Consider the following 20,211-nt stretch of genomic DNA (forward strand, 5'->3'; position numbering starts at 1 on the left):
ATGTCTGGTGAGGAAGTCTGGTCGTCGTTTAGCGGATCTTGATGCCAATCTGGCCCGCGTCACACCACTCGAACATCACCTCCTCGCTCTTGCCGCAGCAGCTGCCACCACAGACCCGACTCTCGCGCTTGATGACCCGCCCTTTGCGCATCCAGACGCCGAGCATGGCCTCCACCGCATCTTCCGAGGTGTGAAAGTGGCGAGCCAGATCACGCCGGCTCACCTTCTGCTGCACGGCGAGGTAATCCCCCAGATCGCGCAGGATCATAAGGTCACCACCTTGCGGGCCACAATGTCACCGTGACGGCGGCCGGCCCACCAGAGCAGTACCAGAGAGAGGCCATAAGTGGCGATCCAGAACAGGCTCTGCTGCGGGTGAGCGGCAAAGGTAGCCACCTGATAAAAGACGGTCGCGCACATAAAGGCCATATAGTTGCACCAGGCGGCGGTAAAGAGCGCCCACTGACGACCGGTTTCCCGCACCAGCGCGCCCATGGCAGCAGCGCAAGGCATATAGAGCAGCACGAACAGGAGGTAGGCAAAGGCCCCGGCCGCCCCGTCAAAGTGGGTCTGCATATTGCCGTAGGTAGAGACATCGACCTCCTGCGCCTCGGCGGCGGCCTGCTGGTCATCCAGCTCACCAATGGCAAGGCCCATGGGATCGGTCGGATTGATCTCCGCCAGATTGGTAGCGACCGCCTCGATCGCCTCGTGGAAGCTTGCCACCAGTGAAAACTCGCTCGCCTCCTCTTCATCGCCAGCACCGGCGTAGAGGCTATTGAGGGTACCGACCACCGCCTCTTTGGCGAAGATACCGGTGACGATACCGACCGTCGCCTGCCAGTTATCATCGCGCACACCAATGGGGTGCAGTACCGGCGTCACCGCCTGGCTGATTTTGCTCAGTACCGAGCTCTCCTGATCCTGATGACCGAAGCTGCCATCGGTACCCAGGGAGTTGAGTACGCTCAGCACAGCGACCACCAGCACGATGGTTTTACCGGCGCCAAAGACGAAGGACTTGAGCTTCTGCCAGGTCTTGATGGCAACGTTGACCGGGCGCGGCCACTCGTAATCGGGCATCTCCATCATCATGGAGTCGCTCTTGCCTGGCAGCAGGGTGCTGCGCAGCAACAGGCCGGTGAGCACCGCCACCAGAATGCCGATAAGGTAGAGACCGAACACCAGATTCTGGCCAGACTCGGGGAAGAAGGCCACCGCAAACAGGGCGTAAACCGGCAAACGGGCACCACAAGACATGAAGGGCGCCATGGCGGAGGTCATCAGCCGCTCCCGCTCGGAGTTGAGGGTACGGGTCGCCATCACCGAGGGGACGGTACAGCCAAAGCCCATCAACATGGGCACAAACGCCTTGCCCGGCAGGCCGAGGCGGCGCATCAGGGCATCAACCACGAAGGCGGCACGAGCAAGGTAGCCGGAGCTCTCCAGCACCGCGAGAAACAGATAGAGGCAGCCAATCACCGGAATAAAGGTGGCTACGGTCTGCAAGCCGACCCCAAAGCCGTCAGCCAGAATGGCCCCCAGCCATTCGGGGGCATTGATCAGCCCCAGCAGGTGGTGCACCCCATCGACAAACAGGGCGCCGCCCATGATGTCGAAGAAGTCGATAAAGGCGCTGCCCACCTTGATGGCAAACATAAACATCAGATACATGACGAACAGGAAGAAGGGAATGCCAATCCAGCGATTGAGCAGCACCCGATCCAGCCACTCGCTTTGAGCCTCGGTGAGCTTGCCCTTCTGCTGACGCGCCTGTTGTACCCACTGGTGGATATGGCCATAGCGGATATCTGCCAGTTGCAGGTCGATATCCTGCCGCTGATGAGCGCGGGCCACCACATTGGCCGCGGCCGCTTGCTGACCGGGCAACAGGGTATCCTGCATCACCGCATCCTCTTCCAGCAGGCGCAACGCGCGGCCACGGGAAGTCAGGTGGTGCGGCGCCAGCAGGGTCTCCAGCTCCGCCAGATCGGTTTCAAGCTCGTGGCCGTAATCGAGCTGCAGGGCGGCTTGCTGCTGACCGATAAATTGCTGGATCTGGCACTTGAAAGCAGCAACCTGCTTGCCGTTGTGGGCCGAGAGGGCCACCACCGGGCAACCGAGGGATTGGCCAAGCTTGGCCTCATCGATGACGATGCGGCGCTTTTGCAAAATATCGATTTTGTTGAGCACCACCACCATGGGCAGACCCAGTTCGCGCAGTTGCAGGGTAAGGTAGAGGGAGCGCTCCAGATTGGCGGCGTCGATGACGTTGAGCAGCAGGTCGGGCTGTTGGCCCTGGGCAAAGCGACTGGCGATCTGCTCGTCCAGGCTGCCGTCCTGACTGGCCAGGCTGTAGATACCGGGCAAATCCATCAGTTTGAAGTGATGCTCACCCGCACTAAATTCACCCATCTTCTTGTCGACGGTGACACCACTCCAGTTACCCACTTGCTGGCGGGCACCGGTCAGGGCGTTGAACAGGGAAGTTTTGCCACTATTGGGGTTACCCACTGTGACGAGGGAATAATTCATACCAGCTCTACCTTGATCTTCTTTTTGAACCCACAGCTCATTGCTGCTGACGTGCGAATGGGGCAGGTTCGACTTCTACGCTTATGAACCCTTTTCGGCAGCCAAAACAGCCCCGTGATCGGTTCTACCTCGGTCGCATTGGCAACCGGACACCTTGTCCAGACTGGCAACTTAAACCGGTTCAATCTCTATTTGCTGAGCCAGACTCTTTTGCATGGAGAGGCAGATCCCCTGGCACTGGATCTGGAGCGGGTCACCGAGCGGGGCGGAACGCAGATAGATGACTTCTGTTTGGGGCAGCAGCCCCATCACCATCAACTTGCGACGCAGCGGCCGGGTCAGCTGGTTCATATTCTTGATGCGAGCACTCTGTCCCGGTGACAACTGCGTGAGTACCATGACTGACTCCTGAAGTTAAACAATAATAATTCTCTTTTAGTTTGAGGATTATATGCTGTGTCTTCAACTTTTATTTGAGTAAAATCAAACTCCGATTAGCTAATCCAAAAAGAATTGCCATGAGTCACGACAACAACAGCCGCCTCGTTTACAGCACCGACGGGGGCGCCATCAACGCGCAGAGCACTCCCCAGTCCAGCTCCCCCTTCCCCACCGATGGCACCGTGCGCATTCGCCGCGAAACCAAGGGACGCAAGGGCGCCGGGGTGATCACCATTCACGGCGTACCGGCCGATCAGCAAAAATCCCTGGCCACCCTGCTCAAGAAAAAGTGCGGCACCGGTGGCGGTATCAAAGAGGGTGTGATCGAGATCCAGGGAGATAAACGGGACCTGATCAAAGCTGAGCTGGAGAAAGCTGGTTTCAGCGTCAAGCTGGTCGGTGGTTGATCCCCTTGTCACCCATGCGGTTTTTCCCTAGAATGCGCGCTCCCATCGAGGGGGAGTAGTCTCGCATACCGGATCCGCACCGGTCTGCGATCCTGATCAACATACTTGGTGCCAACTCACCATGGTCAGGGTGATCCATGCCAGTCGTGGATTTGACAAGACCTTTGACGGGCCAGTGCCAATACCGGGGACGGATGGCGCAGGCTTGTCTTTGGTTTATAACAATTCCGTCCCCCGGTCATTTTTTTATGGAAGCCTTGTTAACCTCAACCCTCAGCGTCGCCATTGCCGAAATCGGCGATAAAACCCAGCTGTTGGCGTTATTGCTCGTCTGTCGTTTTCGCAAGCCCTGGCCCATCATCGCCGGCATGCTGGCGGCGACCCTGCTCAACCATGCTGGCGCCGCCTGGCTTGGCGAGCTGATCAGCCGCTGGCTCGACCCCAAGGTAATGGTCTGGCTGGTGGCTGGCGCCTTTATCGCCATGGCGGTCTGGATTTTGGTACCGGACAAAATCGATGACGAAGAGAGCTCACTCGATAAATACGGCCCCTTTATGGCCACCTTTGTGCTCTTCTTTATCGCCGAGATCGGTGACAAGACCCAGATAGCCACCGTCTTGCTGGCCGCCAAATATGACTCCCTGTTTCAGGTGATCACCGGGACCACCCTCGGCATGATGCTGGCTAACGTGCCGGTGGTGCTACTGGGCAAGCTGGGAGCCGACAAGCTGCCGCTCAAGGGGATCCGCATCGCCTGCGCCACCCTCTTCGTCGGCCTCGGCGTGAGCACCCTGATCTTTGCCTGATCGCCCTTACCCGCTGACCAAGCCCTCCTGCCGGAGGGCTTTTTGGTGTGCGGCGCAGAGCGCTGTCGCGGCCATACAATCAAGGGACTGTGCACGGTTGCGGGTGCCTCATGCCATAATGGCGCAAACCTCGTGGAGTCCCCCATGCACAACGTATCAAGAGAGACGCTACTCGAGTGGGTCAAACAGGGACGACTGGCGCCAGAGAAGCTGGCGGACGCCCTTACCCTCGCCGATCTCCCCCCTCATCCGGCGCGCTGGCAGCGGCTGTTTGACCGACTGCAACTCTGGCTCGGTGCCCTCTGTATCGGAGCTGGCCTCATCTTCTTCGTCGCCTTCAACTGGCAGGCGCTGGGCCGGGTCTCCCGCCTCGCCCTGCTGGAGGCGCCACTGCTCGCCATGCTGCTTCTGCTTTGGCTAAAGCCGCTAAAGGAGGCATCCCGTCAGGCACTGCTGGCGGCCATCGCCCTCAATATCGGCGCCCTGCTGGCGCTGGTGGGTCAGACCTACCAGACCGGCGCCGATCCCTGGCAGCTGTTCGCCACCTGGGCGCTGATGCTGGTGCCACTGGCGGCATTGGGTCAAAGCCCGCTGCTGTGGAGCTTAAGCTGGCTGCTTGGCCAGCTGGCGCTGGTGCTCTTCTGGCGGCTCGGCCTGTTCACCCTCTTCTTTACCTTCGATGAAGCGGGGTTGGGCTGGTGCCTTACCCTGCTCAACGCCGCCCTCTGGAGTCTGCTTCTGCTGGCGCCAAACCGCTGGCGCCTGATGCCAAGCTGGCTGGCGGGCCTGGCTGCCGGTCTGGGGGCTACCCTGCTCACCCTGCTGGCGCTGTTTGATGCCGCCTCCCCGCTGGTGTGGCCGCTCTGGCTTGGCTGGTTGGTGGCCGCCTATGCCCTGTGGCACCACAAATTTATCGCCGGACTCGCCATGGGGTGCCTGAGCCTGATTGCCGTCATCCTCGCCGCGCTCGGCAAGTGGATGGAGCCCGACATCAACGGCTTTTTGCTGCTGAGCCTGATCGCCATCGGCCTTTCGGTCGTGGCAAGCCACTGGCTGCAACAACAGCGGAGGTCCCATGAGTGATCAGACTCTTTGGCAGGCACTGCAACAGGCCAATCTGGTGGAGGGGGAGATGCCCCGTGATACCCGGCCCCACTGGTCGAGCCGTTTTATGCTGGGGCTGGTGGGCTGGATTGCCGCCCTGTTCCTGCTCTTTTTCCTGTTTCTCACCTTCGAGCAGCTGACCCGCGAGGCCAATAGCGCCCTGTTGCTGGGGGCCGTGCTGCTGGCAGGGGCCTACGCCATCAATCGCAGCCAGCACGGCGATCTCTGGGATCAGTTTGTGCTGGCCCTCACCCTGGCGGCCGATGGCTGGCTGCTCTATGGCCTGCTCGATCAGCTTGATATTCATCACGCTCTGCTCTGGTTTGGGTTGTGCCTGCTCTCCCTTGCCATCGCCGTGTTGTTTGATCACTGGCTGGTGCGGCTGTTTCACAGCGTGGCGGCGGCCCTGCTGCTCACCCTTGGCCTTGCCTGCCTCGGGCTACAACTGCTGGCGCTGCCGCTGGTGATGACGGCTATCACCTTCTGCTGGCTGCGGGTTGATAGGGATCCAGCGCGCCACCAGCGCTACCACGCCATCACGTTGGGGCTGGCCCTCTCCCTGCTGGTGCTGGGCCGCCTGCATCACCCGCTGTGGGATGGAGGCAGCAGCGTGCTGGACGAGCTGGGGCTGTCGCGCCTGCCGCTCTGGCTCAATCCCCTGCTCTGCGCCGCCCTGCTGCTGGCGGTGATGGTGAAGCTCAAGCTCCCCCTGCTGGTTGGCCTGCCGCTGGTGCTGATCAGCGCCATCATCCCCGGCATGGGGGCAGGGGCACTGGTGCTGATCCTCGGCTTCTATGCTGGCAGTCAGGGGCTGATGACCCTCTCTGCGCTGCTGCTGCTCGGTTATGGCTCGCTTTACTACTACGATCTGGGGCTCACCCTGATGACCAAATCCTGGCTGCTGCTGGGTTCGGGCATCCTGCTACTGGGTGCCCGCCAGCTGCTCACCACCTTCGCGGCAAGGAGCGACTCATGAAACCCGTCACCCGACAGCTCGCCCTGTTGCTGAGCGGCCTCGCCATCCTGGTAGGTATCAATGCCACCGTCTGGCGCTATGAGCGCGCCATCAGCAGCGGCGAAGTGGTGCTGCTGCGGCTCGCTCCGGTCGATCCCCGCTCCCTGATGCAGGGGGATTACATGCGGCTCAACTATGAAATTGCCCGCGAGCTGACCAACCGCGGTAAACCTGACAAGCACATTGATACCCTGGTGATCCGCCTCGATGCCCATCAGGTGGCCACTCTGGTGGCCGATGGCAAACCGGATCAGCTCGCCAGCGATGAGCGGCTATTGCAGGTGCACCAAAGCGAACGGCAGTGGCAGATCGGCCCCGATGCCTACTTCTTTGAAGAGGGCACGGGGGAGCAGTACGAAGCGGCCCGCTACGGCGAGTTCCGGCTGCAAGCGGATGGCAAGACCCTGCTGGTGGGGCTGCGAGACGAGACCTACCAGCCCATCGGGCAAAGCCGCGCCCGCTGGTAACGGCAGTGAGTGGCTATTTACGCTATGCATGGTCACACTCAAGGAACCGTTGCTCACTAAGGATGCTTCCCAATGAGGATATGGCTGATCTCTCATCTGTTACTGCTCTGCTGGGCCACAACGGCTCGCGCCGACCTGGACAAGCTCGAGTACTTCACCGAAGAGTACCCCCCCTACAACTTCAGCGACCCGCAAGGCCAACCCACCGGCCTAGCGGTTGAACTGCTGCAGATGATCTGGCAGAACAGCGGGATCGAACCTCAACCGGTGCGCATTCTGCCCTGGGCGCGAGGTTATTACTTGCTCACCCAGAAACCCGATGTGGTGCTCTTCTCCACCGCCCGTAGCCAGGCACGGGACCCCTTATTCAAATGGGCCTGCCCCATCGGCCACTCGGAGTACGTCCTATTCGCTCGCAAGGCACAGAGCATCACCCTGACCTCGTTCAAGCAGCTGAGTCAGTACAGGATCAGCGCGGTGCGCTCCGATATCGCCGAGCAGCTACTGCTCAACAATGGCATAAATGACACCAACATCATTCCGGCCAACCGCCTCTCCCAGGGATTGAAGATGCTGCAATCAGGTCGTGCCGATCTGCTGGCCACCGGCAAGCTGGCGGGATATGACGCCATTCGTGAACTCAATCTGGAGCCTGACGACTTTCAGGTCGCCATGGTGTTAAGTGCCGAACAACTCTGCTACGCCTTTAGCTACCAGGTAGCCGACAGTGAGATCCAACGCTTTCAGCAGGGCCTGACCCGCGCCCTCGCCTCGGAAGAGTTTCGCAAACTGCAGGCCAAATACCTGCCACTACCCTGACCAGCAACCGAGACCATCACCCTATGCGGGAGGCTTGCACTCTCCCGCACTTTATTTGCCAAACAGCCCCCACCGCCTTGGCGAAATCGGCCAGCTTGGTCACACTTGAGCAGATACCCCCTTGATCAGGATGGCAAAAATGAAACCATGGATTGGATTGGCCGCGCTGCTGCTGGCCCCCCTCGCACAAGCCAGCCCCGAGCTTGGCAAACTGCACTACATCACCGAAGAGTACAAACCCTATAACTACGCCGATGAGAAGGGCGCCCCCACCGGCCTCGCGGTCGAGCTGTTACAGCAGATCTGGCAGAGGACCAACACGCCTGAACAAGCCGTCACCCTGATGCCCTGGGCCCGTGGCTACTACCTGCTGACTCAAAAACCCAATGTGGTGCTCTTCTCCACTGCCCGCACTCAAGCGCGGGATCCTCTGTTCAAATGGGCCTGCTCCATCGGCTATATCGAGGTCGTGCTGGTGGGACTGGCCGAGCGCAACCTCACCATCAGCACACTCGACGATGCCAAGGGATTAACTATCGGCGCGGTACGGGCCGATGTGGGGGAGCAACTGCTGCTCAACAACGGCTTTGATGAAACCAAACTGATCGCCGCCAATCGGTTATCACAGGCACTCAAGATGCTCACCTCTGGCCGGGTCGATCTGCTGTCAACTCACAAGACCACCATGGAGATGCTGGTCGCAGAGCAAAAGATCGACCCAGCCAACTTCAAAGAGCAGTGGGTATTGAGTTCAGAGCAGCTCTGCTTCGCCTTCAGTCAACCGGTAAGCGATGAGCTGGTCAGGGAGTTTCAGAGCGGTATGACCCAGGTATTGGCCAGCAGAGAATTTCAGCAACTCTACCTCAAATATTTTCCCTCCCGCTAAAGCACAGATGGCCTGACCAAGGTCAGGCCCCTCCCCCTGTATACATGGATGATTTGTTGCGCCAGCGCAAAAAACCACTCTTTTCTGATAGTTATCTTATCAAAACCATAGATAAGCCCACTCTGGCTCCGTAACATGGCAACGGGCGTCTGTTGACCCCTTTTCCGAGATCAATGGTCAACGGCGCAATCTGGTAGCGACAGTCAGGGGCGGTAGCGACTTTAGCGTAGGGTCGATTAGCGAAGCGTAATCGTCCACGGTAACCATCCCCTCCCCCTGCGGGTAAGCGGTAGGGTGCAATAAGCGAAGCGCATTGCACCAAGGTAACCGTCCCCTCTCCCCCTGCGGGAGAGGGTTAGGGTGAGGGGGTCGGTAACGTCATTGCTTGACGAAATATCGCCCCCCTCATTGGCATGGCTTCGCCAGTAGGGTCGATTAACGAAGCGTAATCGTCCGCGGTAACCGTTCCCTCTCCCCCTGCGGGAGAGGGCTAGGGTGAGGGGGTCGGTAACGTCATTGCTTGACGAAATATCGCCGTCTAATTGGCATGGCTTCGCCAGTAGGGTCGATTAGCGAAGCGTAATCGTCCAAGGTAACCATCCCCTCTCCCCCTGCGGGAGAGGGTTAGGGTGAGGGGTCGGTAACGTCTTTGCATAGCGGAATATCGCCCCCCTCATTGGCATGGCTTCGCCAGTAGGGTCGATTAGCGAAGCGTAATCGTCCGCGGTAACCGTTCCCTCTCTCCATGCGGGAGAAGCGTAGGGTGCAATAAGCGAAGCGCATTGCACCAAGGTAACCGTCCCCTCTCCCCCTGCGGGAGAGGGTTAGGGTGAGGGGGTCGGTAACGTCATTGCTTGACGAAATATCGCCGTCTAATTGGCATGGCTTCGCCAGTAGGGTCGATTAGCGCAGCGTAATCGTCCACGGTAACCGTTCCCTCTCCCCCTGCGGGAGAGGGTTAGGGTGAGGGGTCGGTAACATCTTTGCCCTGCAACAAGGCATTGGCATGGCTTAGCCATGCAGGAAACGAGGACTCCGTCCTCGACGGGGTTTCGCCGCCGCTGCGCGGCTTGGCGAGTGACTTTGGAAAGACCCGCTCTCTTTGGCAAATAACACCAAAGGCCTTATCCCCCGCTTGTTCGCCCTCCCACCTCACGGCCTGGACAAACGGGCTCACCTCGGCGAACAACAGTGGGCAATACTCGACCAACAACCCCGAAGCCAATTAACAACGCCCTCTTTTTCATCGGTGTCGTTTTATACTGAATACTCGACAGAGAATAGTTTGCTGTGCTAGTCCCTTAATTTCTCGAACGTCCGATTACGCTTCACTAATCGAACCTATGGCCTATCACGATATGCAACACAATGGTAGTAAGGAGTATCCGGCAGGCTCGCCTAGCTGCGACGAGGTATAAGCATCACACACACATCCCGTTTCAACAAACACAACCCAACTGTTGAACCTGATCCCCCTCTACGCATTGATGGGTGTCAATGTTCATTACTAATCTACCAAGAGTTTAAGGCAGCATAACGCCATGTATATTAGCCAATTATCCATTGTTAATTATAAAAACTTCAAACAGGAAAAATTTAATTTCCGAAAAAATTCGGTAAACAACATTATTGGTGAAAATGCCTCTGGTAAAACCAATGTTTTCCAAGCGATGAGGTTGATTCTAGATGACTCGTTGCCTGCAAATGCAAAGTTTCTTTCAAAAGATGATTTTCATAGAGGGCTCGGAGAACCATTTGGACACTGGATAATAATATCTCTTCATTTTTCTGACTTAGGTTATACAGAAGAACAACAAGTTTTAGCGAACTACATATTAAATGATGAGGAAGATCACAATACCTCAACGCAAGGTGCTTACACCTTCATTTTTAGACCAAAGTTTTCATTTCGACAAGAGCTTCACGATATTAGCCATACTCATCAGGATTTTTGCACTCGTAAAGAAAAAATTCTTAATTTCTGTACCTCACATACAATATCAAGAGAAACCTATGAACCAGTAGCCTTTGTTCGAACAAAAATCGATCTCACTGACGAAAATGTATATAGCGTTCATGTTGGAGATTTCATAAATTATATATTTCCAGACCCAAATCTAGAAAGTGAAGAGCTCATTGGGAACAAAAAACCTCCATATTTTTCTCTAATAAATGAAGTTGCTTGCACATACGTAAAAGCGCTCAGAAATGTCGTTGCAGATCTCAAACACTACAAAACCAATCCTCTTTATAAGCTACTAACTTTAAAAAGCAAAAATATCAATGATGATAAAAACATTGTTGAGGACATAATTAATGTAAATCAAAAAATTTCCTCGATACCGGAGATCGAAAATCTCAGCAATGATATTTCCCGCTCATTGGTAAATACCATAGGATCAACTTATTCGCCGAAGATTCAAGTATCATCACAGCTTCCAGAAAATTTTATCGAATTAGTACAGTCTCTTGGATTAGTAGTGGAAGACTCTTTAAGTTATCAAGGAACGGGAAGGATAGAAGACCTTAGCTTAGGTGGGGCTAACCTTATATATATAGCTCTAAAACTTTATGAATATGAGGCAATCCGTGATAACGAAGAGCATATAACTCACTTCTTGATGATTGAAGAGCCTGAAGCTCATATCCATACTCACATCCAAAAAACTCTTTTTGAAAATTTCAATTTTAAAAACACACAGGTATTCGTATCAACTCACTCTACACAGATAAGCTCTGTGTCAAATATATCCTCCATGAGCATACTTTCAAGAAAAGATGCAAAAACTGAAGTATATGCCCCCTCTAATAACCTAGAGCCTGGAAATATTATATGTATTGAAAGATATCTAGATGCTATCCGAAGTGACATTTTATTTGCAAAAGGTGTAATTCTTGTAGAAGGTGATGCAGAATTAATACTTATACCTGCACTAATAAAAAATACGCTAGGAGTGAGCCTTGAGGAGATGGGAATTAGCCTAATAAAAATGGATGGAACAGTATTCAAGCATATATCCGATCTGTTTCATGAAGACAGAATTCGTAGCTACTGTTCTATTCTCACTGATTTAGATAAGGCATTCATAACACATGAAAATGATTCTTTCGCAGATTCTGAATATATAAAATCACAATTAAATGCTCAAAAATCAGGCGCAGAGAGGAAGATAGCTCTCGACGAGTACACAGTTAACAATACCTACGTCAGTGCTTTTTATGCAGAAAATACCTTTGAAACTGAGCTAATCCGTTACCCTGAAAACATTAATCTATTTAAGTCGGTAATAGAATCAAGCTATAAAAGAAAAGCAGACCGTGAAGCAGCACTCAAAAATATAACTTCTCACGACACTCCTACAAAATATCATCACGCCTTAAAATTTGCAAAAAAAATAGGAAAAGGCTGGCTTGCTGCTGAAATGGTAGGCCATATAACTGTTGATAACATAATCCCTGAATACATTTTAAAAGCAATTAAGTTTTCACTTTCTGATAGAAACATTGATTCAATAATTTTAAAAATGATGGAGTACAAGGTTGAAACAATGGGTCGAGAAGAACAAGATGAAATAAATAGAAGTAATAGTTTTAATGAAAAAATCGCTGTATATAAAACCCATTTTGATAACGACACGTTTATACGTTTTTTGGAAATATAATGCCTTATAGGAACTTAACTGATGAGCAGATAAATGCTGTCGTGCACAATGACAGCATGTTACTGTCAGCCTGCCCAGGCTCAGGCAAGACTAGAACGCTTGTCTCAAAACTCTATCATATAATAGATAACTCTGAAAAACTTTCAATCGGCAAACGAAAAGTAGCAGCTATTACTTACACAAACATTGCTGCAGACACAATACAAGAAAGGCTTCTTTCCTATGGAGTGGAAAGCAAATCACTCTGGGTCGGCACAATTCATGCGCTCTGCCTTCAATGGATCGTCAAGCCAAATATCAACATGATACCCAGACTATGTGGCGGCTTTGTTGTTGTGGATGAATATGAGAGAGAAACCAAGCTATCAGAACTCAAAGAAAAGTATGGCTTCCGCTCTTATGACAACATCGACACAGCTCTTAATCTAGACTATAAACCAAAATACCCAGTAGGAACTAGAGAGCACAACCTGACTCTTGACTATCATAGGTATCTAGCAGAAAGAAAATACATTGATTTTGATTTAATATTAAATATTAGCTATAGGCTCCTAAAATCCAACCCTAAATTGTGTAAGCGTCTAGGAAATCTTTTTTACCATATACTCGTAGATGAATATCAAGATACCTCGGTAATGCAGTATGAAATACTGAAGTTCATTATCAAACAAAAACAAACAAAAATAACATTAATAGGAGATAGAGAGCAGGCCATTTACACAGGGTTAGGTGCAATTGTTAAAAATAAATCAGAGCTAGAGAGTTTTTTTGAACTCGATCACCCTTTACAGGAAAAGCGTTTAACTGGTTGCTTCCGCAGTAGTCAGAAAATAATTGACCATTATCTTAAATACCAAGACGAAGGATATAAAATAACCTCTAGATCCGTTCTAAAAAACTACCAATCCATTGTTCACTTAGAGAGTGAAGTTTATAAAGACAATCTTGCCGATTATGTAGCAGATATTGTCAAGCAACACCTTACACAAGGTACCCATGAGAAAGAAATAGCAATTCTATGCCCTAGCTGGTTCGATGTTATAAATCTCTCGAAAAGCATTTCCGCACTAAAAAAAGGCTTTAAAATTGATGGGGTTTTAATCTCTCCCATACCAAAAAATCAAGACAATTTTTGGTTAGCATTAATAAGACTAATGCTTACTAAACCAAGCATCCACAATTACATAAAAAGAAGACGATACGCTAACGAAATTTCAGAAAAGTTAGATCACATATTCTATGACGGAGAAGTCATAACCCCAAAAGTCGTCCTCAGCATAGTTAATTCAATTACCATGAAATTTAGTAATGAGATTGATGAGTGGATAGAAGAAATTATAGTTATCTTTTGCGAAAAACTTAGAATCGACCTAACAAAAAACCACTTATTAAATGAAGAAATGAAAATCATATTAAATGCAACAAGGGAAAGAATCAAAAAATATGACATGAATTATAGTTCTTCAGACCTAGAAAAATTTTTCTCCTCTTCCAGCGGAGTAAAAATAACAACTGCGCACTCAACCAAAGGTGACGAATACGAAGTCGTTATATGTACCGGATTATTGGAAGGAAAAATACCCCACTGGAATGACATAATAGGTTGTAGCGATGCACATCAAGACTATGTTGCCAGAAGGCTGCTATATGTCATGTCCTCACGTGCTAAGAAGCACCTTTACTTAATTTCGGAGCTTGGGCACAAAACAAGTCGGGGCACACCATATAGATCTACAAGGCAACTATAGCTGCCTCAAGAAAAGCTTAGGGAAAACAGGCAAGCTACTTCCTGAACACATCTAGTTATCACCTGGCACTACGGACTGGCACGGTATTGGTTCCCCCTGCAAACCGCCGAGTCGAGTTCAACAGGTCAGGAGCGCCATCAGGGATGGTGGTGCAGCCGCAACCGACATAGGGGCCAAATCGGATCAGGGCGAGCACTGCTCGCCCCCGATTTGGCGCGAGAACAAGGATGTTCGAAGCGGGCTTTGGCCGCAGCCATGGATGGCGTAGGCCAAAGTGCCGTCTGCGGCGCTCCGTCCGACCCGTTGGACGACATTCAACCGAGAAATGACGTAAGCCCCCTCACCCTAACCCTCTCCCACAAGGGGAGAGGGGAGCAGATCCTGCATGGCGAAGCCATGCCATTAAGGCGTAGGACGATATTCAGCCGAGAAATGACGTTAGCCCCCCTCACCCTAACCCTCTCCCGCAAGGGGAGAGGGGATCAGAGCGCAGGCCACCGAGGCTTAAGCAGATCGCAGAGGCTTAAGAGGTGTCGAGGGAAGAGACACAAACAAAAACCGCAGCCCAAGGGCTGCGGTTTTTTTATTGGCTCAACCTGTTGGCACCAGACGCCAACAGGCCAACCGGTCTTAGGCACGGCGCCAGCTGGTCTTGCCGGCGCTGTCTTCCAGCACGATGCCCATCTCGGTGAGACGGTTGCGGGCGGCATCGGCCGCGGCCCAGTTCTTGTCGGCACGGGCCTGATTGCGCTCGGCGATCAGGCGCTCGATTTCGGCAACCTCTTCGTCCGCTTCATCACCCTTGAGGAAAGCTTCGGGATCTTGCTGCAGGATGCCGAGCACGGCGCCCAGCTCGCGCAGACGGGCGCCCAGTGCGGCGGCAACGGCCATGTCTTCCGCTTTCTGGCGGTTGATCTCGCGCACCAGATCGAACAGGGCGGAGTAGGCTTCCGGGGTGTTGAAGTCATCGTCCATCGCATCAACGAAGCGAGCCACCTGCTCGTCGCCACCGGCAGCAGCGGCGACCGGCAAATCGCGCAGGGCGGTGTACATCCGCTCCAGCGCGGCGCGGGCTTGCTTCAAGTTATCTTCCGAGTAGTTGAGCTGGCTGCGGTAGTGGCCAGACATCAGGAAGTAACGGACGGTTTCGGCGTCGTAGTGGGCCAAAACGTCACGGATGGTGAAGAAGTTGCCAAGGGATTTGGACATCTTCTCTTTATCCACCATCACCATGCCGCTGTGCATCCAGGTGTTGACGTAGTCGCCACCGTGGGCGCAGCAGGACTGGGCGATCTCGTTCTCGTGGTGCGGGAACTGCAGATCGGAACCGCCGCCGTGGATGTCGAAGTGGTTGCCAAGGTGCTTGGAGTTCATGGCGGAGCACTCGATGTGCCAGCCAGGACGGCCCGGGCCCCAGGGGCTTTCCCAGGTCGGTTCGCCGGGCTTCGACATCTTCCACAGCACGAAGTCGAGCGGGTTGCGCTTGGCATCGACCACGTCAACGCGGGCACCGGCTTGCAGCTGCTCCAGATCCTGACCGGAGAGCTTGCCGTAGTCGGCATAGGATTCGACGATAAACATCACATCGCCGTTATCCGCCACGTAGGCGTGCTCTTTTTCCAGCAGGGATTGCACCAGCTCGATGATCTCTTCGATGTGCTGGGTAGCGCGCGGTTCGATATCCGGGCGCACCATGGCGAGGGCGTCGAAGTCGGCGTGCATGTCGCCAATCAGCCGCTCGGTCAGCTCGTCGCAGGTCACTTGGGTTTCGGCGGCACGCTTGATGATCTTGTCATCCACGTCGGTGATGTTGCGCACATAGGTGAGATCGTAACCTGCGTAACGCAGGTAGCGAGCGACCACATCAAAGGCGACGAAGGTGCGGCCGTGGCCGATATGACAGTGATCGTAGATGGTGACACCACACACATACATGCCCACCTTGCCCGGGTGGATAGGTTTGAATTCTTCTTTTTGACGAGTAAGTGTGTTGTATATCTTCAGCATCTTATAACCACTGCCTGTGAGTAAAATGGTTGGCCATAATACCCCGTTCAGGGGCAGAAAACGAGGCAGAAAAGCGGGCCAATCCCGCCTGCCAGCACGGTTACGGCGCCAGAGAGACTATGCCGCCAGCCCCTGATGGGCTAGAATTGCCACCACTTTATGCCATACACCTGCGGGCACTTGGTCGCCCGCATCAAATGAAAGGACATATCATGGTCACTCTGCACACCAATCACGGCGACATCACCCTCACCCTGAACGCTGAAAAAGCCCCGGAAACCGTGGCCAACTTCCTGCAATACTGCCGTGACGGTCACTACGACAACACCATTTTCCACCGCGTTATCGACGGCTTTATGATCCAGGGCGGCGGCTATGCCCCGGGCTTTGAAGAGAAAGACACCCGCGCCCCCATCAAGAACGAAGCGGCCAACGGTCTGTCCAACAAGATCGGCACCATCGCCATGGCTCGCACCATGGAGCCGCACTCTGCCAGCGCCCAGTTCTTCATCAACGTGAACAACAACGACTTCCTCGACTTCAAATCCGCCACCACCCAGGGCTTCGGCTACTGCGTATTCGGTGAAGTGACCGCCGGCATGGACGTGGTCAACAAGATCAAGGGCGTCAAGACCGGCAACTACGGCCGCATCCACCAGGACGTGCCGGTAGAAGACGTAGTGATCACCAAGGTGACCCTTGCTGACTGATCTCTGCCGTCTCGGCTCTGACACAACTGCGGCCCCGGCCGCAGTTTTTCCATCTGCCTCCCCCACTGCCAGCCCAAACTGGCGCCGCCTCGACTATCTGGCCCACGGAAACCCGCGCCAGCGCTCGGCCCATGTCCTGCTCACCGCCGGTGTGTGGGATGAGCTGGCTGCGCAGTGCGCCGATCTGGCGCTGGTGAGCACGCTGGCCATCGGCCTCGATCGGCCCGGCAGCGATCTCGATATTCTCTGCCAGCATGCTGATCCCGCCGAGTTTGCCGCGACGCTCGAAGCTCAAGGTTGGCTGGCGAGCCACAAGAGCGACACTGTCTGGCTGCTGGAGCGCACCTTTTCCTGCCTCGACCAGCACTTTGCCGATAGTAGTGCCGATAACGGTTGTGATAACCGCACCACCAGCTGGCCGCTGGAGCTCTATGTCACCCCAGCTCCCATCGAGATGCAGAACGGCTGGCGCCACCTCACCTTGATGGCGGCCCTGCTAGAGCGTTTTGGTGATGCCTTCTACCGTGACGTGCTACGTCTGCGCCTTGAAGAGGGACTAAAAGGGGAGGCGGCCATGTGCCGGTTGCTTGGGCTGGCGGGAGATCCTTATGAAGCGCTGCTGACGCTGGAGGGACGCAATCTTGCCGAGCTGGCATGGCAGCCGCCATCCCGTGACGATATCCATACCTCAACTGGCGCGATGGCGCCCGCAGCGCACTATTCGTCCCCTGTTGTGTCTACTACCTCTGCCACCCCTGTTTGCCCTGTTTGCCCTGTTTGCCCTGTTTCGACCGAGAGCCCGACCCCCACATCATGAGCACCCTCTTTATCAGTGACATTCACCTCTCTGCCCAGCGGCCCGATATGACCGCGGCACTGGTGCGCTTTCTCGAGCACGACGCCCCCGGCGCCGATGCCCTCTATGTGCTGGGGGATCTCTTCGAATTCTGGGTTGGCGATGATGACCCCAATCCGCTCCATCAACAGATGGCCGATGCCTTCTTGGCCCTGAGCCAGCAGAACGTGCCCATCTACTTTATCCACGGCAACCGTGACTTTCTGCTGGGGCAGCAGTTTGCCAAGCGCGCGGGGATGACATTGCTGGGTGACCCCTGCGTGATCGACCTCTATGGGGAGCGGGTAGTGCTCAGCCACGGGGATCTGCTCTGCACCCTGGATGAGGGGTATCAGAAGTTTCGCCGCATCACCCAGCTGAAATGGCTGCGCTGGCTCTTTTTACGGCTGCCGCTTGCCCGCCGTCAGGCCATCGCCTGCAAGATGCGCGGCCAAAGCCAGATGGAAAATGCCCACAAGAGCCAGATCATCATGGATGTAACGCCCGCGGCGGTGGACGACACCCTGCGCGCCCACGACTGCCGGATGATGATCCACGGCCACACCCACAGACCCGCCATCCACGACTTCATCCTCGATGGCCACCCCGCGCGGCGTATCGTGCTGGGGGACTGGTTCGAGCAAGGCTCGGTGCTGGTCTGTCGCCCCGGCGAGCAGCAGCTGGAGATGCGGGCGCTGGCAGAGGCTTGATAGCCCTCCAGTTCGGTTGACCACACTGTTGATCCACAACCTGATCTGCCCCCTATCGTCCACATCACAGCGATGATAAAAGGTCTGAGCCCCGCGAAAGTCATGGCTACTTGGCGGTGCGATACCTGGCATATCTCCGTCAATCATCACGATACGATAACGCCGTGACCAGCATACTCATGGGCCACTGCGGCCCGCAAAGATGGCTATGGGCAGCCAAAGCCGTCACCCTCTCAGGCAAAGCTCGGCCCTGCGACAGAAAAAGCGGCAATGACCAGGTTTTCGGAAAAACAAAAAAGGCCACTATTTCTAGTGGCCTTTCGTAACTCTTTGATTGCTTTGCTTAATAAATGGTGCCCGAGGCCGGAATCGAACCGGCACGACGCGAACGTCGAGGGATTTTAAAAGCCGTGAGTGCAGTCAACTAAGCCACCATATCATTGATTTTAAAGGGCTACAAGTCAGTGTGAATCACTCAGTTACGCTTGGTTTTCGGGTATCTTCCGCCTAGTTTACGCCTACAGCACCATACTAAACGCCTCAAAAACCATCTCTGCGAGTAACCAGAGCAAGAGCAAAAAAAGAAAATCAACCAACCTGATCCTATGGTTTATATGACCGTATTGAGCCACACCTTTGGCTGAACTAGCTTCGCTATCTCGATGTTATAGATTTCATGCCCCTGCCTAATCTGGTAGTTGGCATGTACCCAGTCACCAGCCTGGTAGTATCGTGCTTCCTGCAAGAAGCGCTCGCGGTTGATCCCGCCCAACAACCACATCCGGCGCTGTGCTATCTCGTAGGTCATAAAGAAATAGTGATCGATTGGCTCTTCTGCATGGCGGGCCGTAATCTGAGCGGTGTAGTCCTCGCGAGGCGGCACCTTTCGCTTCACCGTCTTGACCCCGATTCGGATGTTCAAGGCCGTCACGAAATCGGGCCGACCTGCAGCATCGTCCAGAACCCATTCAAAGTCTTCGATACCCTCGTGTTTGAACCACGAGTTGAAAACCATCTCGCCAAGGTCGCCCACCCATCGCTCATCCGTGGCCGCCTCGGTGTAGATGTTCCCGTACTGACGGTCACGCTCGGCTCGAATCTGCTTGGCCCGCTCTTCATACTTCGGCGCGATAAAAAGAGAGATCCATCCTTGCGGATGAACTCGGCTGTTCGTCATTTCTTTACCTGCTCAAGCTCAGCAGCCACCTGTCGGCACATGGCCCGCATGTCGAGCGAGCCAACTGCGATAGCTTCAAGGGTCTCATCATCCAACACCTGCACGATGCTGGTAGCCCGGCGCTCAAGCTCGTGCCGAGCGATGCGCTGCCAGTCTTGCACGTCCATCAGGGACGCCAGTGCGGCCTCATCGGCGCGTCCGTAGCCGCGCAGCACCTCTTTTGCTGTCTCGGTAGTAGGTTTGGTCATGGTCTAAGCTCCTGTGCTCATTCGGTAGCGTAGGGGCCAAGGAACCGTACCCCGTTGAAGTGAATCAGGTGAGATGGAGCATCGGCCACCCATACCTCGGTTTCCCATGCAATTTCCCCAAGGTAACGGCCCATGAACGTCCGGTTTGGAAAGGCGGTCACATAAACGAGTCCAGCTGTAGATCCGGCAAAAAGTTTGGCAAGCTCATCGTGTCTCTTCCCATCGACCGGCCCGTGACTGGTAACGGACTCAACCAGTAGCAACCAATTTTTCTCGGTAAAATGCAGCACTACGTCAGGCATTTTTCCATGTGAATCCACATCAACACCTAGCCCGACAAGCAGGTCGGCGTCGAAATAGCCCCATTTTTCACCCGTATCGCCGGCATAGACAAGCACACTACCCGGCGCAAAGCGCGGGGCGAAGTCCTCAATGATCGCCCGGATCAGTTCGCTGTGATCTCCGGGGCTGAGGTGGATTTGCTGGCCCGGTGAAATTTCAACCGGGATACGGTTCTGATCGCGCTCCTTGGCGTAGCGGGCAACCAGAGTTTCACGCTCAGCCAGATAGGCGGCTAAGTTGTCATGCCATGCCGGGGTACCGAAGGTGCGTAACAGGGCCAGTGCGGCGGGGT

General features: G+C 54.4%; 19 protein-coding genes. 12 read left to right on the forward strand and 7 right to left on the reverse strand.

From position 1 onward, the window contains the following. Nucleotides 1–28: 28 nt before the first annotated feature. The 3 genes from BN1117_RS15735 to BN1117_RS15745 form a co-directional block, all read right to left on the reverse strand. Nucleotides 29–268 carry a FeoC-like transcriptional regulator gene (locus BN1117_RS15735; RefSeq protein ID WP_040098894.1) on the reverse strand — a complete coding sequence of 80 codons (240 nt, stop codon included), beginning with the start codon at nucleotides 266–268 and terminating at the stop codon, nucleotides 29–31. Continuing rightward, nucleotides 265–2,535 (reverse strand): Fe(2+) transporter permease subunit FeoB, encoded by a 2,271-nt coding sequence (gene feoB / locus BN1117_RS15740; protein ID WP_040098896.1) that lies wholly within the window; start codon nucleotides 2,533–2,535, stop codon nucleotides 265–267. Before feoB ends, BN1117_RS15735 begins: the two co-directional genes overlap by 4 nt. A 171-nt stretch (nucleotides 2,536–2,706) precedes the next feature. Further along, on the reverse strand, nucleotides 2,707–2,934 hold the full coding sequence (locus BN1117_RS15745; protein ID WP_040098898.1) for a FeoA family protein: 228 nt from the start codon (nucleotides 2,932–2,934) through the stop codon (nucleotides 2,707–2,709). A 119-nt stretch (nucleotides 2,935–3,053) separates the two neighbouring features. Between BN1117_RS15745 and BN1117_RS15750 the strand changes: the two genes are divergently transcribed. From BN1117_RS15750 to BN1117_RS15795, 9 genes are all read left to right on the forward strand, one after another. After that, the gene (locus BN1117_RS15750) at nucleotides 3,054–3,383 is read left to right on the forward strand and encodes a translation initiation factor (RefSeq protein WP_040098900.1); all 330 of its coding nucleotides are present in this window, start codon (nucleotides 3,054–3,056) and stop codon (nucleotides 3,381–3,383) included. A gap of 248 nt (nucleotides 3,384–3,631) precedes the next feature. Further along, the gene (locus tag BN1117_RS15755; RefSeq protein WP_040098902.1) at nucleotides 3,632–4,189 is read left to right on the forward strand and encodes a TMEM165/GDT1 family protein; all 558 of its coding nucleotides are present in this window, start codon (nucleotides 3,632–3,634) and stop codon (nucleotides 4,187–4,189) included. Between the two features lie 144 nt (nucleotides 4,190–4,333). Beyond that, entirely contained in the window at nucleotides 4,334–5,272 is a 939-nt protein-coding gene (locus BN1117_RS15760; RefSeq protein ID WP_040098904.1) for a DUF2157 domain-containing protein, read from the forward strand. Further along, the gene (locus BN1117_RS15765) at nucleotides 5,265–6,269 is read left to right on the forward strand and encodes a DUF4401 domain-containing protein (RefSeq protein ID WP_040098906.1); all 1,005 of its coding nucleotides are present in this window, start codon (nucleotides 5,265–5,267) and stop codon (nucleotides 6,267–6,269) included. Before BN1117_RS15760 ends, BN1117_RS15765 begins: the two co-directional genes overlap by 8 nt. Continuing rightward, a complete protein-coding gene (locus BN1117_RS15770) occupies nucleotides 6,266–6,775 on the forward strand; it encodes a GDYXXLXY domain-containing protein (protein WP_040098908.1) in 510 nt (169 codons plus the stop codon). The genes BN1117_RS15765 and BN1117_RS15770 overlap by 4 nt, the downstream gene beginning before the upstream one ends. 72 nt (nucleotides 6,776–6,847) lie before the next feature. Beyond that, nucleotides 6,848–7,594, forward strand: coding sequence for a substrate-binding periplasmic protein (locus tag BN1117_RS15775; RefSeq protein ID WP_040098910.1), 747 nt, complete (start codon nucleotides 6,848–6,850; stop codon nucleotides 7,592–7,594). Nucleotides 7,595–7,733: 139 nt separating this feature from the next. Beyond that, the gene (locus BN1117_RS15780; protein WP_040098911.1) at nucleotides 7,734–8,480 is read left to right on the forward strand and encodes a substrate-binding periplasmic protein; all 747 of its coding nucleotides are present in this window, start codon (nucleotides 7,734–7,736) and stop codon (nucleotides 8,478–8,480) included. A gap of 1,541 nt (nucleotides 8,481–10,021) precedes the next feature. Continuing rightward, nucleotides 10,022–12,142: an ATP-dependent nuclease gene (locus tag BN1117_RS15790; RefSeq protein WP_040098915.1), complete on the forward strand. Its 2,121-nt coding sequence runs from the start codon at nucleotides 10,022–10,024 to the stop codon at nucleotides 12,140–12,142. Then, complete coding sequence (locus tag BN1117_RS15795) at nucleotides 12,142–13,890, forward strand: UvrD-helicase domain-containing protein (protein ID WP_040098917.1); 1,749 nt, start codon at nucleotides 12,142–12,144, stop codon at nucleotides 13,888–13,890. The genes BN1117_RS15790 and BN1117_RS15795 overlap by 1 nt, the downstream gene beginning before the upstream one ends. Nucleotides 13,891–14,520: 630 nt before the next feature. Here the strand turns inward: BN1117_RS15795 and cysS are convergent. Continuing rightward, nucleotides 14,521–15,897 carry a cysteine--tRNA ligase gene (gene cysS / locus BN1117_RS15800; protein WP_040098919.1) on the reverse strand — a complete coding sequence of 459 codons (1,377 nt, stop codon included), beginning with the start codon at nucleotides 15,895–15,897 and terminating at the stop codon, nucleotides 14,521–14,523. Between the two features lie 212 nt (nucleotides 15,898–16,109). Between cysS and BN1117_RS15805 the strand changes: the two genes are divergently transcribed. Genes BN1117_RS15805 through lpxH form a run of 3 tightly spaced genes read left to right on the forward strand, consistent with a single transcriptional unit; the run spans nucleotide 16,110 to nucleotide 18,152 of the window. Next, complete coding sequence (locus BN1117_RS15805; RefSeq protein WP_005337417.1) at nucleotides 16,110–16,607, forward strand: peptidylprolyl isomerase; 498 nt, start codon at nucleotides 16,110–16,112, stop codon at nucleotides 16,605–16,607. Continuing rightward, a complete protein-coding gene (locus BN1117_RS15810; RefSeq protein ID WP_040098921.1) occupies nucleotides 16,597–17,424 on the forward strand; it encodes a DUF4269 domain-containing protein in 828 nt (275 codons plus the stop codon). Before BN1117_RS15805 ends, BN1117_RS15810 begins: the two co-directional genes overlap by 11 nt. Next, entirely contained in the window at nucleotides 17,421–18,152 is a 732-nt protein-coding gene (gene lpxH / locus BN1117_RS15815) for a UDP-2,3-diacylglucosamine diphosphatase (RefSeq protein ID WP_040098923.1), read from the forward strand. Before BN1117_RS15810 ends, lpxH begins: the two co-directional genes overlap by 4 nt. A gap of 610 nt (nucleotides 18,153–18,762) precedes the next feature. Here the strand turns inward: lpxH and BN1117_RS15820 are convergent. The 3 genes from BN1117_RS15820 to BN1117_RS15830 all read right to left on the reverse strand — a co-directional run. Further along, the gene (locus BN1117_RS15820; protein WP_040098925.1) at nucleotides 18,763–19,329 is read right to left on the reverse strand and encodes a hypothetical protein; all 567 of its coding nucleotides are present in this window, start codon (nucleotides 19,327–19,329) and stop codon (nucleotides 18,763–18,765) included. Beyond that, the gene (locus BN1117_RS15825) at nucleotides 19,326–19,577 is read right to left on the reverse strand and encodes a hypothetical protein (protein ID WP_040098927.1); all 252 of its coding nucleotides are present in this window, start codon (nucleotides 19,575–19,577) and stop codon (nucleotides 19,326–19,328) included. The genes BN1117_RS15820 and BN1117_RS15825 overlap by 4 nt, the downstream gene beginning before the upstream one ends. A gap of 17 nt (nucleotides 19,578–19,594) precedes the next feature. Continuing rightward, the coding region (locus BN1117_RS15830) for a BsuBI/PstI family type II restriction endonuclease (protein WP_040098928.1) at nucleotides 19,595–20,211 on the reverse strand (617 nt) is incomplete at its 5' end.

Source organism: Aeromonas australiensis, assembly GCF_000819725.1.
Taxonomy (GTDB): Bacteria; Pseudomonadota; Gammaproteobacteria; order Enterobacterales; family Aeromonadaceae; genus Aeromonas; species Aeromonas australiensis.